Source organism: Limnobaculum eriocheiris (assembly GCF_021010575.1).
GTDB classification, from domain to species: Bacteria; Pseudomonadota; Gammaproteobacteria; order Enterobacterales; family Enterobacteriaceae; genus Limnobaculum; species Limnobaculum eriocheiris.
In genome coordinates this window covers 20386-34329 of the sequence record NZ_JAJNAG010000036.1, presented here as the reverse complement: position 1 = coordinate 34329, position 13944 = coordinate 20386, and the positions used below count along the sequence as shown (strand labels likewise).

14 protein-coding genes are annotated in these 13944 nt (G+C 45.1%); 7 read left to right on the top strand and 7 right to left on the bottom strand.

The window, feature by feature from the left end; translation table 11 throughout:
• The coding region (locus tag LPW36_RS13550) for an IS1 family transposase (RefSeq protein WP_230608631.1) at window positions 1-108 on the top strand (108 nt) is incomplete at its 5' end.
• 27 nt (window positions 109-135) lie between these two features.
• Here the strand turns inward: LPW36_RS13550 and dusC are convergent.
• A complete protein-coding gene (dusC, locus tag LPW36_RS13545) occupies window positions 136-1071 on the bottom strand; it encodes a tRNA dihydrouridine(16) synthase DusC (protein WP_230610455.1) in 936 nt (311 codons plus the stop codon).
• Between the two features lie 508 nt (window positions 1072-1579).
• Between dusC and LPW36_RS13540 the strand changes: the two genes are divergently transcribed.
• Window positions 1580-2143: a hypothetical protein gene (locus LPW36_RS13540; protein WP_230610453.1), complete on the top strand. Its 564-nt coding sequence runs from the start codon at window positions 1580-1582 to the stop codon at window positions 2141-2143.
• 90 nt (window positions 2144-2233) lie between these two features.
• The gene (locus tag LPW36_RS13535; RefSeq protein WP_230610451.1) at window positions 2234-3073 is read left to right on the top strand and encodes an aldo/keto reductase; all 840 of its coding nucleotides are present in this window, start codon (window positions 2234-2236) and stop codon (window positions 3071-3073) included.
• 45 nt (window positions 3074-3118) lie between these two features.
• On the opposite strand, the gene moeB is transcribed toward LPW36_RS13535, so the two are convergent.
• Both moeB and moeA read right to left on the bottom strand, forming a co-directional pair.
• Window positions 3119-3877 carry a molybdopterin-synthase adenylyltransferase MoeB gene (moeB, locus tag LPW36_RS13530; RefSeq protein ID WP_230610449.1) on the bottom strand — a complete coding sequence of 253 codons (759 nt, stop codon included), beginning with the start codon at window positions 3875-3877 and terminating at the stop codon, window positions 3119-3121.
• Between the two features lie 3 nt (window positions 3878-3880).
• Entirely contained in the window at window positions 3881-5122 is a 1242-nt protein-coding gene (gene moeA / locus LPW36_RS13525; protein WP_230610447.1) for a molybdopterin molybdotransferase MoeA, read from the bottom strand.
• Between the two features lie 290 nt (window positions 5123-5412).
• Between moeA and folE the strand changes: the two genes are divergently transcribed.
• Window positions 5413-6084, top strand: a complete 672-nt coding sequence (gene folE / locus LPW36_RS13520; RefSeq protein ID WP_230610445.1) for a GTP cyclohydrolase I FolE — start codon at window positions 5413-5415, stop codon at window positions 6082-6084.
• 14 nt (window positions 6085-6098) lie between these two features.
• Window positions 6099-7289, top strand: a complete 1191-nt coding sequence (gene yeiB / locus LPW36_RS13515; protein ID WP_230610443.1) for a DUF418 domain-containing protein YeiB — start codon at window positions 6099-6101, stop codon at window positions 7287-7289.
• A gap of 105 nt (window positions 7290-7394) precedes the next feature.
• Here yeiB and sanA read toward each other — a convergent pair whose 3' ends face one another.
• From sanA to LPW36_RS13495, 4 genes are all read right to left on the bottom strand, one after another.
• Window positions 7395-8147, bottom strand: coding sequence for an outer membrane permeability protein SanA (gene sanA, locus LPW36_RS13510; protein WP_230610459.1), 753 nt, complete (start codon window positions 8145-8147; stop codon window positions 7395-7397).
• Between the two features lie 428 nt (window positions 8148-8575).
• A complete protein-coding gene (locus tag LPW36_RS13505; RefSeq protein ID WP_230610441.1) occupies window positions 8576-10273 on the bottom strand; it encodes an NAD-dependent malic enzyme in 1698 nt (565 codons plus the stop codon).
• Window positions 10274-10663: 390 nt separating this feature from the next.
• On the bottom strand, window positions 10664-11347 hold the full coding sequence (locus tag LPW36_RS13500) for a CidB/LrgB family autolysis modulator (protein WP_230610440.1): 684 nt from the start codon (window positions 11345-11347) through the stop codon (window positions 10664-10666).
• Complete coding sequence (locus LPW36_RS13495; protein WP_230610438.1) at window positions 11347-11742, bottom strand: CidA/LrgA family protein; 396 nt, start codon at window positions 11740-11742, stop codon at window positions 11347-11349. Before LPW36_RS13495 ends, LPW36_RS13500 begins: the two co-directional genes overlap by 1 nt.
• Before the next feature lie 453 nt (window positions 11743-12195).
• Here LPW36_RS13495 and LPW36_RS13490 point away from each other — a divergent pair, with 453 nt between their 5' ends.
• Window positions 12196-12408 (top strand): hypothetical protein, encoded by a 213-nt coding sequence (locus LPW36_RS13490; protein ID WP_230610436.1) that lies wholly within the window; start codon window positions 12196-12198, stop codon window positions 12406-12408.
• Window positions 12398-13825, top strand: a complete 1428-nt coding sequence (locus tag LPW36_RS13485) for an APC family permease (protein WP_230610434.1) — start codon at window positions 12398-12400, stop codon at window positions 13823-13825. The genes LPW36_RS13490 and LPW36_RS13485 overlap by 11 nt, the downstream gene beginning before the upstream one ends.
• The last annotated feature ends 119 nt before the right edge of the window (window positions 13826-13944 follow it).

Genomic DNA, 13944 nt, shown 5'->3' with positions numbered 1-13944 from the left:
CGAACCCATCTTAAACGGTTGACCCGCAAGACTATCTGCTTCTCAAAGTCAGAAGAAATGCACGATAAGATCATCGGATGGTATCTGACGATCAATCATTACCACTAAATCTGCGTCACGACCGAATGGCGTGTGTTACATATGAGTTTTGGTAATTAGTAATAATTGTTCTTTATCAATAACAGTTCTAATTTCAGAAAATAATTTCAATGCTTCACTGTACTCTTTGCGTAAATACCCCAACCATTGCTTAGTTCTGGCAATATTATACATTCCAGTATCATAAGGATTATTAGTTTGGACGTATTTCTTAAGCAGCCTCAGTACCTGCTCCCAAGGCATTTTATCCTGCTGATGCTTAACTACGGAACCTAGGTTAGGTACATTTAACGCACCTCGACCAATCATTAATCCATCGCAACCAGTAATTTCTCGACAGCGTTGACCATCTTCATAGCTCCAGATTTCACCATTAGCGATCACCGGAATGGATAACCGCTGACGAATTTCACCAATGGCCTGCCAGTTAATTTTTTCAGCTTTATAGCCATCTTCTTTGGTTCTGCCATGAATGGTAATTTCGCTAGCACCACCTTGCTGAACAGCATCGGCAATTTCAAAACGATGGTCGATTGAGTCCCAGCCTAAACGGATTTTAACCGACACTTTTTGTTCGGATGAAACTGCATTACGAATGGCTTTAGTCACCTGATAAATAGTTTCTGGACTACGTAATAAACTGGCTCCACCATCACCGCCGGTAACTCTTTTTGCGGGACAACCACAATTCACATCAATTCCATGCGAACCCATTTCTGTTGCTCTAAAGGCATTTTCAGCCATCCACTCAGGAGAGTTGCCTAATAGTTGAACGCGAATTGGTGTGCCTGATTTCGTTCTTCCACCATTATGCAGTTCAGGGCAAAGACGGTAGAAAGATTTCTGTGGAAGTAGGGTATTCACCACACGGACAAACTCAGTGACGCAAAGATCGTAGTCATTAACTTCTGTGAGAAGTTCACGAACAAAGGCATCCAATACACCTTCCATTGGAGCTAACATTACACGCATGGGATCACCGAATGATATAAAAAAAGAAGCGGATGCATTCTGTCATACCCGCCTCAGGGATATCAATGTTGTCGGTTCAAACAGGGTTACTTTTCTTTAGTCACTTCCTGTCCTTTTTCATCACAGATAATGCCATTGCTCCGGATATAGGTCGCTTTGTCACTATTCTGACGATCGATATATCAGCGCTGCAAAGTAACCCTAGTGAAAGCAAAGCATATTTCAACGGGGAGTGAAAAAGCATTTTTTACATAGCGATAAATCCTTTTAATTCAAGCTAAATAGGTTTTCTGAAACCAATCATTCCTGATGTTAATTTTTTCCATGTTATCGGTATTTTTTATTAAAAATAAATTCAATATGTGTGATTTATCGAGTAAGCAGAATTAAATATTAAGTGGAGAATATTTATTCTAAACAAACCTGATAATTTCATTCGTAATCGTCCAATCTGGTACATACTGTTTATATTCTTTCTACGATTCTAGCATTCAACAGGAAAACAGACATGGTCAGACAAAATAAGGTATTTAACCCTTTGTGCAACCTGTACCAGCGATTAATGGGTGTTTTGGTCATAACTCTGATATTGATTCCTATCGGGTTGGTTCAGGCAGCAACAGAAGAAAACGGCGTTTCTTTTGCCGGTGATTATCGCATTGTCGACCCTGAGAGTGGGGCGGTTTCTCCGCCAATATTGCATATCAGCCCATATCAAAAAGGTGAAGAAGAGAATCTAACCGAAAGCCAGTTAAAAAAGCGCGCCTGGGTCGCTGAGGATATTGAGACGAAAGAAAAAGTATTTTTTGACCGGATGGATGAGAAGGACAGCAAAGTTGCCGAAGGATTAAAAGCGCACGGTTGGGAATGCACTGTATCTTCACATTTGATGCTGTGTGGTGGTAAGGCGGGTGTAAAACCCTTTGATGGTGAAGATTTTACCAGTCAAACCGGTTGGTTGCTGATTGTGTTGCATCAGGGGCCGGTAGAATTAATTAAATGTGGGGCCGAAAGCTGCGAAGATCCGTCAGAAGAGCAAACGCCAAATAATAATGATGACAACATTCTGTAATTGCGGCATCTGAAGGGTTTATTTAATAACAACTATGAGAGGATACTAATAGAATATATTTAATTTGAAATTAAGCATAAGGACTAAAGCATGAAAAAAAGAGGGCTACAGGATAAAGTAAAGCTTAATAATGGTGTACTTATGCCTCAGCATGGATTTGGGGTATATAAAATCGATAATCAAATTGATGCCGGAATTGCTATTAATAAAGCGCTGGAAGTAGGGTATCGCGCTTTTGATACCGCCCAGCTGTATCACAATGAGGGAATTTTGGGCAGCCTGTTGCAGCAAAGCGGCATTGCCCGGGATGAACTGTTTATCACCACTAAAATCGGTGATGATAATCAAGGCTATGAGGCAACCCTGTCATCCTTTGAACAGTCAATGAAGGCACTTAAACTGGATTCGCTGGATTTATTGCTGGTACATTGGCCAAGTCAACAACACTTTTTTGACACCTGGCGCGCGCTGGAACGGTTGTATAAAGAGATGCGGGTACGTGCCATTGGCGTTTGCAACTTCAACGCCAGTCATCTTGACCGGCTCGCTAATATGGCAACGGTAGTACCAGCGGTGAACCAAATTGAATGCCACCCTTATCTGACCCAATACCCACTGAAGGATTATCTGAAGCAACACAATATGATTGCTGAAGCCTGGAGCCCGCTAGGCAGGGGAATCGTTCTTGATGACCCGGTACTAAAAACCATCGCGGATAATTATCATAAGAGCACGGCTCAGGTGGTACTGCGCTGGCATCTGCAACAGGATAGGGTGATTATTCCTAAATCGGTAACCCCATCGCGCATTGCGGAAAACGTCGATATTTACGATTTTGCGCTGTCCGACGAACATATGACAATGATAGATGGATTGAACCGTGATTACCGTACCGGACACAATCCGGAAGATGTCTATCTGAAGATCTGACGGGGCTTAATTTTGAGGCGGATAGATCTATCCGCCTATGTCATCTTAGTTTGCTACGCTGCAAACCGGGCAGTTAGGGTCGCGTGGCAACTTCATCTCTCTAAACTGCATGGTCATGGCATCAAGGGTTAATAATTTACCCGCTAAAGGCGTGCCAAATCCGGTCAGAACTTTGATTGCTTCAGTAGCTTGCATAGCACCAACGATACCCACCACCGGTGACATCACGCCAGCTTCAACACAGGTGAGCGCTTCAGTGCCAAATAGCCGACTGAGACAATGATAGCAAGGTTCATTTTGCTGATAGGTGAAGACGCTGATTTGTCCTTCCATACGAATAGCCGCCCCGGAAACCATTGGTTTACGCAGGGTAAAACAGTGCTGGTTAAGGCGATTACGGATCTCAACGTTATCGGTACAATCCAATACGATATCCACTTGTGTTATCAACGCTTGTAGTTGGCTATCGTCGAGATTCTTATTGACCGTATGTAATGTCACATTCGGGTTGATGTCAGACAGCGTCATTCTGGCGGATTCTACTTTTGCCATACCAATACGGTCATCACGATGTAAAATCTGGCGCTGCAAATTAGACAGAGAAACCGTATCGAAATCCAGCAAAGTGAGTGAGCCAATACCTGCCGCACACAGATATTGAGAGGCCGGGCAACCCAGACCTCCCAAACCAACGATCAGTGCAGAAGAGGCCTTTAACCTCTCCTGACCGTCAAAATCAAATCCCCGTAGGATAATTTGACGATTATAGCGTAGCGTTTCAGCATCGCTTAATTCCGGCAGCATGGTTTAACTCTCCAACAGCGAATTAAATGGTTCAACGGTTACCCATTCGCCAGCCGCCACCGGGCCGCGCTCCTGTTCCAACACAATAAAACAGTTTCCCTGACTGAATGAGCTAAACACATGAGAACCCTGATGGCCAGTGGTTTTCACTTCCAGTTCACCCTGAGCATTGCTGGATAAAATACCGCGCTGAAAATCCATTCTGCCCGGCGTTTTTTTCAGGGCAGTTGTAGTTTTCACACTTATCTGACGCGGTTTTTGCCACTGGCTGTAACCACTCAGTTTCATTAATAACGGCTGGACTAATTGATAGAAAGTCAGCGCTGCGGAAACCGGATTTCCCGGCAGGCCGCAAAACAGGGCGTGACTTAACTGACCAAAAGCAAAAGGCTTACCCGGTTTAATCGCCAGCTTCCAGAAACTGATTTTTCCCATTTCATCCAGAATCTGTTTGGTGTAGTCCGCTTCACCTACGGAAACACCGCCGCTGGTAATAACAACATCTGCCTGCACATCGGCTTTGGCAAAAGCGTCGCGAATCGCTGCCTCATTATCGCGGATAATACCCAGATCGATAACCTCACAATCCAGTTTTTCCAGCATTAAACGCACGGCAAAGCGGTTGGTATCATAAATTTGGCCTTCCTGTAGCGGTTGACCAATGGTTTGCAGTTCATCGCCGGTTGAGAATAGCGCCACTTTGAGGCGGCGGTGTACGGTAACCTGAGCTACTCCCAGCGAAGCCAATAGGGGAAGTTGAGCCACGCCCAGTTTTGAACCAGCGGGTAGTACCTCTGCACCCTGACGAATATCTTCACCGGCTAAACGAACGTTCTGACCGGCTTTAGGCATCGCGGTAAAACTTACGCCATTTTCCTGTATTTCAGCCTGCTCCTGCATGATCACGGCATCAGTGCCTGCCGGAATTGGGGCACCGGTCATAATTCGGATACAGCTGGCCGCAGGCCATTCACCATGAAATGGCTGGCCGGCAAAGGCTTTACCTGCAACCGGCAATACGGCGGATTCGGTGACTTCGTTGCGGCGTACTGCATAACCGTCCATCGCAGAATTATCAAATGGCGGTACATTCAGCGGAGAGGTGATAGCTTGTGCGGTAATGCGATTGGCAGCCTGAGTTAAACTAATAAGCTCGGTTTGACCAACCGGTTCAACCTGAGAAAGTAATTTATCTAAAGCCTGACTCAGCGTAAGAAGTGAAGAAGATGTTGAACAACAGTCCATCTGACGGCTCCGTTACAAACCCATAAGGTTTGGGGTGAGGATATAGAAAATATTGGCTTATTATGCCCGAACAGCCACTATCTCACAATTTGTTGAGATGGGGGTTTAGTTGGAAAATATCCCGTCGACCGGCCGGTATAATCAAGATTCAGGATAAGGTTCAGTTTAAGGCCTCTGCTTATTTAACATTATTTCTACAGAATACTGGATAAACCGCGTCGGCTAAATTACAGTGTCAGGCTTAAGGTGTGATCCTTATCAAAGATATTGCCATAGTTTGGAGAGAGACGATGTCATCCCTGAGTAAAGAAGCGATGTTAGTTCATGCAGCATTAGAAGCCAGAGGGCTGGAGACCCCGTTACGTGGTCAACCTGTGGATGCCAGTACGCGCAAACAGAAAATTGAAGAACATATGACTTCGATTATGCAGTTGCTCAATTTGGATCTATCCGATGACAGCCTGGCAGAAACGCCAAAGCGTATTGCTAAAATGTATGTGGATGAGATTTTCTCCGGTCTGGATTATGCAAACTTCCCGAAAATCACCCTGATTGAAAACAAAATGAAAGTAGATGAAATGGTAACCGTGCGGGATATCACCCTGACCAGCACCTGTGAACACCATTTTGTGACTATTGATGGTAAAGCGACGGTGGCTTACATCCCCAAAGATTATGTGATTGGTCTGTCAAAAATTAACCGTATCGTTCAGTTTTTCTCTCAACGTCCACAGGTGCAGGAGCGTTTAACACAGCAAATTTTGCTGGCGCTACAAACCCTGCTGGGAACCACCAACGTTGCAGTATCTATTGATGCCATCCACTACTGTGTGAAATCTCGCGGTGTGTGTGATGCCACCAGTTCTACCAGTACCACATCTATTGGCGGCATCTTTAAAAGCAATCCGAGTACCCGCCAGGAATTTCTCCGGGCAGTACGTCACTCTCCACATCATATCTGATTCTGCATTTTCCTATGCAGCCTGATGACAATTTGTCAGTACAAAATAACGGGAAGGCATCAGAGCCTTCTCGCCGTTTTGAATCGCTGGACAGCGCTCGCGGCCTGGCACTGTTAGGTATTCTGGTGATGAATATTGGTGGATTTGGTTTACCTAAATCTGCCTATATGAATCCGGCCTATATAGGTATGCCGTCTTTCAGCGACGGTCTGGTTTGGTCGCTGCTCAGTACTTTTGTGCAGGGCACTTTTCTGGCAATGTTCGCCATGCTGTTTGGCGCAGGCTTGCAGTTGTTGAGTAAACGCAGTACAGGGTGGAATGTATCACGTCTGTTCTGGTTGGCTCTGCTTGGGTTTTGTCATAGCGTCTATCTGTGGGATGGCGATATTCTGCTGACCTATGGTCTTGTGGGTATTGGCAGCATGGTTATTATTCGCACTACCTCCACATCCCGTAGCCTGATGCGCACCGGTATTCTGCTGTATATTATCGGGTTGGCAATAATGCTATGGCTGGGTTCTCTGCCGGGCAGCGGATTCAGTGAAGACTGGACACCGTCACCCGCTTCTCTGGCCTATGAGACAGCGTGGAAGCTGGCGGGTGGTGAACTGGCCCATGCGGAACGTTTGAAAATGACGACAATGATCCAGTTTTCGGTGGTTCTTCAGTATGGTTGGGAGCTGGCTGGGTTGATGCTTATTGGTGCTGCGCTGCTTCACAACGGCTGGCTATTGGGTAAAGCCCCATTAGCCGACTATCGCCGTCAGGGATGGATGCTGTTAGCATTATCGCTGTTGATCCATATTCCGGCGATGTTAATGCAGTGGTGGACAGACTGGGACTTTATTATTGCCGGATACTACCTTCAGGTTCCTAAAGAACTTGCCGCTATGCTACAGGGAATTGCCTATCTGGCGTTATGGTATGGCTATGGTCAATCTATTCGCTGGTCAAAAGTTAACGCTGTTCTGTCGCGAGTAGGGCGAATGACGTTGAGTAATTATCTGCTACAAACGTTGATTTGCACCACGCTGTTTTATCATTATGGCTGGTATCGTCATTTTGACCGGTTGGAACTGTTGACAATGGTACCAATAATTTGGTGCGTAAATATTCTGTTTTCACTGCTGTGGCTGGAGTACTTCAAACAGGGGGCGGTAGAGTGGTTATGGCGGCGATTAACGGGGTTAGTCGCTATTGAGTGATGAATTGAAAAGCATTTCTGATATGAACGTTCGGACTCTATTTCGACCATAAACACCACTTGCTTAAATCCGTATGCTGCCCGTCTGAAACATCATTTATCCGGATTAATGTCCGGAAGCGCGAGGATTCCGCAATGGTGGTACCGTATCTAAATCTTCCAATTCAAACAGCTGTTCCGGTGATACTGCCGGATAATCCTGCACATCGCCTTCCAGACTATACGGCGTAGGGATTGGCACCATTGGCCCAAGGAAACGTGGTTCTCGCTTTAAAATATAGAGATCTGTCAGCGCCCCAAGTCGGGCCACCACTTCACGGGCGCGTACCATAAACATATTTTTGGGCGAGGGAACCGCATAGCATTGGGCCCTAATACCGCTATGTAAGGCGATAAACAGAGCACGTTCACAGTGAAAGCGTTGAGTGATGATAGTGAACTCATTGGCACCAAACACTTTACGCGTGCGGATAATGGAGTCCAGAGTGCGAAATCCGGCATAATCGAGCACGATATCTGATGCGGGCACGCCAGCCTGTATAAAGTCCTTTTGCATGGTAATCGGCTCGTTATAGTTCAACTGAGCATTATCACCACTGAGTAACAGATAGCTAATTTTATTGCTGTTATACAGATTAACCGCGCCCTGAATACGAAATTTATAGTACTGATTGATAACGCCGGTACGTACATATTTGGAAGTGCCGAGTACCACGCCAACATGGCTGGCTGGTAACTCTTCAATATTTTCATACACGTAAGGGGCCGTTCGCCAACTAATCCAGCGATCGAGCAGCAGAGCGGTGCATAGCATTAATGCCAACAACACTAACAGGCTGTATATCAATCGTTTCAATATCATAGTCGGTTCATCGTTGATGATTTTATATAGTTGCAGCTCTCAAGGCTACTTTACGGCAAGACCGAAAACAAGATAGTCCAAACTAAAAAATTACTAAGTAATGAATAAATTATTTGTAATGATGAGAAAAAGAGCACACTTTTAGCGTCGTTTGGGATTGATAAAAAGTCCCACGTTCCCGTTGGAATAACTAAAAACTTAATCAGAGGGGGTGATTGACAGGCTAGTACCTGTTCTTCGGGGGGCATAGCAGCTTAAGTCTGATGCAACCGAAGCTCAGTACAGACGGTTTTCCGGTCAGACACAATGCTTAAGCCCTTCAGATTTTACGGTTGGGATATTCTCAACAACTTATTTATTCAGGTCTGGTAATATTCCAATAAATAACGGCCCTGAGCCAGAGCCGTTATTAAACAATAATAAACTTAGAATGAAGTTCTTTTATACCGGCGATACTGTGGATCCCAGAAGTTATTATCGATTTCTCGCAGCAAAGCTTCATCAGAAGTCACAACCGCAACGGATTCCAGTTGTGCCATTTTAGCGACTTTCAGTGCGATATAGCGAGAAACCTGCTGAATATCATCCACTTCAGGTAACAGAGCACCTTCGCCATGTTTAGCCAATGGCGAACAGTCCGCCAGTGCCCGACTGGCTGCCATCAGCATACCGTCGGTAACCCGACTGGCTTTAGCTGCCAATACACCAAGACCGATTCCCGGGAAGATATAAGAGTTATTACACTGGGCAATTGGGTACACTTTCTCTTTATATATTACCGGAGAGAAAGGGCTACCGGTAGCAACTAATGCTGCACCGTCGGTCCAGTTGATAATATCTTCAGGGCGACCCTCAACCCGTGAGGTTGGGTTAGACAGTGGCAGTACAATCGGTCGGGCACAGTGTTTGTGCATTTCACGAATGATCTCTTCGGTGAACAGACCCGCCTGACCCGACACGCCAATCATTACTGTTGGTTTTGCGTTACGTACCACTTCCAGCAGTGAAATCGCTTCATTTTCAGTATGCCAGTGGTTGAGTAATTCATGTTTTTGTACCAGCTTAGACTGGAACTCCAGCAGGTTTGGCATTTTGTCAGTTAATAAACCAAAGCGGTCAACCATAAACACCCGCTCTCTGGCTTCGCCTTCGCTTAAGCCTTCGGCAATCATTTGGGCGATGATCTGTTCAGCGATACCACAACCGGCAGAACCGGCACCCAGGAATACCACCGTCTGCTCTTTCATCTGACTTCCGGCAGCACGGCTGGCGGCAATTAAACTACCCAGCGTAACGGCAGCGGTGCCCTGAATATCATCATTAAAACAGCAAAGCTCATTACGATAGCGGTTAAGCAGCGGTGTTGCGGTTTGCTGTGCAAAGTCTTCAAACTGAAGCAGAACGTTAGGCCAACGGCGTTTTACCGCACAGATAAAGGCATCAACAAATTCAAAATATTCATCACCGGTAATACGTGGATGACGCCAGCCCATATACAGTGGATCGTTCAGACACTGTTGATTATTGGTTCCCACATCTAAAACAACCGGAAGGGTATAGGCCGGGCTGATACCGCCACAGGCACAGTAAAGGGAAAGTTTACCAATAGGAATACCCATACCGCCGATGCCCTGATCGCCAAGACCAAGAATACGTTCGCCATCGGTTACCACAATAACCTTAACGTTCTGTTTAGTGGCGTTTTGCAGCATGTCATCAATATTGTCTTTATTCGGATAGGAGATGAACAGGCCACGATGGCGACGGTAGATATCAGAAAAGTGTTCGCAAGCTTCCCCTACGGTTGGGGTATAAATCACCGGCATCATTTCGCTCATGTGATTTTCAATCAGGCGATAGAACAGGGTTTCGTTAGTATCCTGAATATTACGTAAGTAGATATGCTTATCAATATCCGTTTTGAACCCTAAAAATTGCTTATAGGCGCGTTCAGCTTGCTCTTCAATGGTTTCAATTGCTTCAGGCAACAGGCCGTGGAGGTTAAAGTTACTGCGTTCTTCCTCAGTGAAAGCGCTACCTTTATTCAGCAGTGGGGTTTCAAGCAGGGCAGGACCAGCATAGGGGATATACAACGGACGTTTACTTTCGTGTTCCAGTTCCATGAAATTGGCTCTTTTAGATCAGGTAAAAGGATAGTCGGGCAACTGCGACCCGTAATCGTCCGCCGATTTTAGGAAACTCAACACAAATGTACAATCAATGTTACTGGTATATGGATATTTTGTTGAGTTTTGAGATCTAAACGACATTAGTCATAAGCTGGCGATTGCGAGTCTTAAGACGCTAGTCTACCTGAAAAATTTCCGTTTGTTCGGCCTAAGCTGTGAAAAAATGTAAATAAAAGAGGAAAATAGCAACTCCCGCTGTTTCTATTGTTTTTAGTCATTTAGGAAAACATTTGACGAAGGAAATAGTTAGCTGCAAAAAGGAAATACGGGGGGAACAGTAAGAAAAAATCATCTCTGACTATCGCCCCGAATCTACTTTATTTATTAACCAAACAGTTTTACTAGCACAGGGAAAACAAAAGGTGCGGCCAGTGAAGTAATAATACCGCAGATTACCAGCGCTAAAGAACTATAGGCACCTTCCTGATAATCCTCTTCTGCACAACGTGCCGTACCGAGGGCGTGAGCGGTTGAACCTATGGCTAACCCTCTGGCAGATGGCGTTTTTATCTTTAGCATATTGAGTATTGGATGGCCAAATACCGCACCGAATATTCCCACAAACATCACGCAAATAGCGCTGATAGCTGGAATACCGTGAATAGATTCGGCGGTTGCCATCGCGATTGGCGTAGTGACCGACTTAGGTAATATCGAAGCGGCAATTTCCGGAGAGGCGCCAAGCAATAAGGCGGCTGCGGTGCCGGTAATCATGGCAACCAGGCTGCCAATCAGGCAGATAGCAATAATTGATTTCCAGCGTGCACGGATCTGATGCAATTGCTCATACAGCGGAAAGGCCAAAGCCACTACGGCGGGCTGTAACAGATCGTTAAGCAGTGAGCTACCTGCAAAGTAGCTGTCATAGCTGGTATGGGTCAGTAATAAAACAGGAATAATAATGAACAGCGAAATCAACAGCGGATTAAGCAACGGCAGTTTTAACTTAATCGCCAGTTGGCGGGCACCATAAAATGCTACCAGCGTCAGGGGAATAGCCCACCACATTATGATGATTCCTTATCAGACTTCATTCGTCTGATGCCGTGCATATAGTGTGAGGAGTAGCCGACCACCAACATGGTGATCAGGCTGCTGATCAGACAGGAGATCGCTAAAGGGCCAAACTGGCTGACAAGTTGAGGATAGTACTTTATTACCCCAACAGTGATAGGGACAAACAACAAGGCCATATGGCGAATAAACAGGTAACAGCCCGGTTTTACCCAGTTGGATGGTAATATTTGGGTGGAAAGCAGGGTAAAAAGTAACAACATACCAATAATGCTGCCCGGAATTTTCAGGGGAAGCAGGGTAGTAATGGCGTTGCCCGCTAACAGACAAAGATAAATCAGAACAAAGGCTCGGAGGTATTGCCAGCAGAGTCTCAGGAACGGCAGCATAAAAAGTCCCTCTGCATCAGAATTGCATTTATCATACAATTAAATTTTATTAATGTGCTATAGATCACACAATAAATGTAATGAAAGATCGTTTCAAATCATTTCTGTAAATCATCAAATTGATCATTTCTGTTATCAGTATAAAACAAAAAATAACCGGCAATTTTTCATTGAATTAATTCATGCTATTCATTGTTTATTAAGTGGTTTTTTATGGTTTTTTTCGAGGGTGAAAAATATTTATTTTGCACTCTTGGCAAGGGGATTGTTGTGGTGCAAAATGCACCCAATAGTGAATAACCGACGTAAAATGACGTCGGTTATTTTTTTGCATCGACCAGAGAAAAATGGTTATAAATCTTGAAGATATTAGATTTATAGGGCTTATTCTGAGGTTAATAAATATTCACTTATACCGCTTAATTTTGGTAACTTATTGAATAAGGAATAAAAATGAAAAATTCCCTTCTTAAACCACCTCTCTGCGTCGGTGATCAATACCGCCGCAGCGACTATGGCGCACGGCAAATTCAACGTCTTACTCATCGATGTTATACCCCCTTAAATCTTAGCCGCTCGTTATGTTATTCCCCTGCGGCCTCTCTGCTTTGTGTGTTATCGAGTAAAAAAGTTGAGAGCATGGGGGAATACGGCTATGTCTATTAGTCTTTCTGCAACCTCTATACCTGTCGCTAACCGCGTTCAACTAAAACGTTCACTAAAACTGTGGCAAATCGTCGTTATCGGTTTGGCGTATCTGACGCCAATGACCGTATTCGACTCGTTTGTGATCGTTTCCGGTAAGACAGAAGGCCATGTCCCAAGCGCTTATATTCTGGCATTAGTTGCCGTACTGTTTACTGCCATCAGCTATGGCAAGTTAGTACGCCAGTTTCCGGAAGCGGGCTCGGCATATACTTATTCGCAAAAAGCGATAAATCCACATGTGGGCTTTATGGTGGGTTGGTTATCATTGATGGACTATATGTTCCTGCCAATGATTAACACACTGCTGGCAAAAATCTATTTGTCAGCGCTGTTCCCTGAAGTTGCCTCATGGATATGGGTTGTCGGTTTTGTTTTCATTATGACGGTAATCAACCTGCGTAGCGTTAACTGGGTGGCAAACCTGAATATGATTCTGGTGTTTTTCCAGATTGCTATTCTGGTGGCGTTTGTCTATCTGGTTTGGGAAGGTTTGCATCTGGGTGATGCAGGCAGAGCTCAGGTTGATATCACCAGACCCTTCTTCTCCAGCGAAGCGAAAATGGTGCCGATTATTGCCGGAGCGACGGTACTTTGTTTCTCGTTCCTTGGCTTTGATGCGGTGAGTACATTATCAGAAGAGACGCCGGATCCTAAACGTGTGATCCCTAAAGCGATCTTCCTGACGGCACTGTATGGCGGCATTATTTTCGTTACGGTGTCGTTCTTTATTCAGCTCTATTTCCCGGATTTAACTATTTTGAACGATCCGGATAATGCGACGCCAGAAATTGCACTGTATGTTGGCGGTAAGATGTTCCAGTTCATTTTGCTGTGCTGTACGGTTGTGGGTGCATTGGCTTCGGGCCTGGCTTCTCATGCCAGTATTGCCCGCCTGCTGTATGTTATGGGCCGTGATAATGTGCTGCCGGAAAAAGTGTTTGGCTATGTACATCCAAAATGGAAAACGCCGGTAACCAATATCTTACTGGTTGGCGTAGTGGCTTTGGCTGCACTATTCCTTGATTTGGAGAGTGCCATTTCACTGATTAACTTTGGTGCGCTGGTTGCTTTCAGCTTTGTGAATATTTCGGTTATCTGGTTCTTCTTTGTGCGCCAGAAGCGTAATCAAAGCGCTAAGGATATTTTCAGCTTCCTGATCCTTCCGCTGATTGGTGCAATTATGATTGTGATTCTGTGGCTGAATCTGGAAGAAGACTCATTGCGCCTTGGTTTGATTTGGGGTGGGCTGGGCCTGCTGTATCTGGTTTATATTACCCGCGGGTTCCGTCGTCCGGTACCAACACTGGGGGCTAATCGGGGTACTACCGCTGCGCTATTGCCTGATAATGGCGATATAATAGCTGAAACCAAATAACCCGCGGTGATTATCTGAGGGGCGTCGAATGTATGGCGCCCTTTTTATTGTCCATTAGTCTGCATTGCTATTCCAGATTTGACCGCCGATCGATATTGGTCAGAAAGCCGGTAATCTTT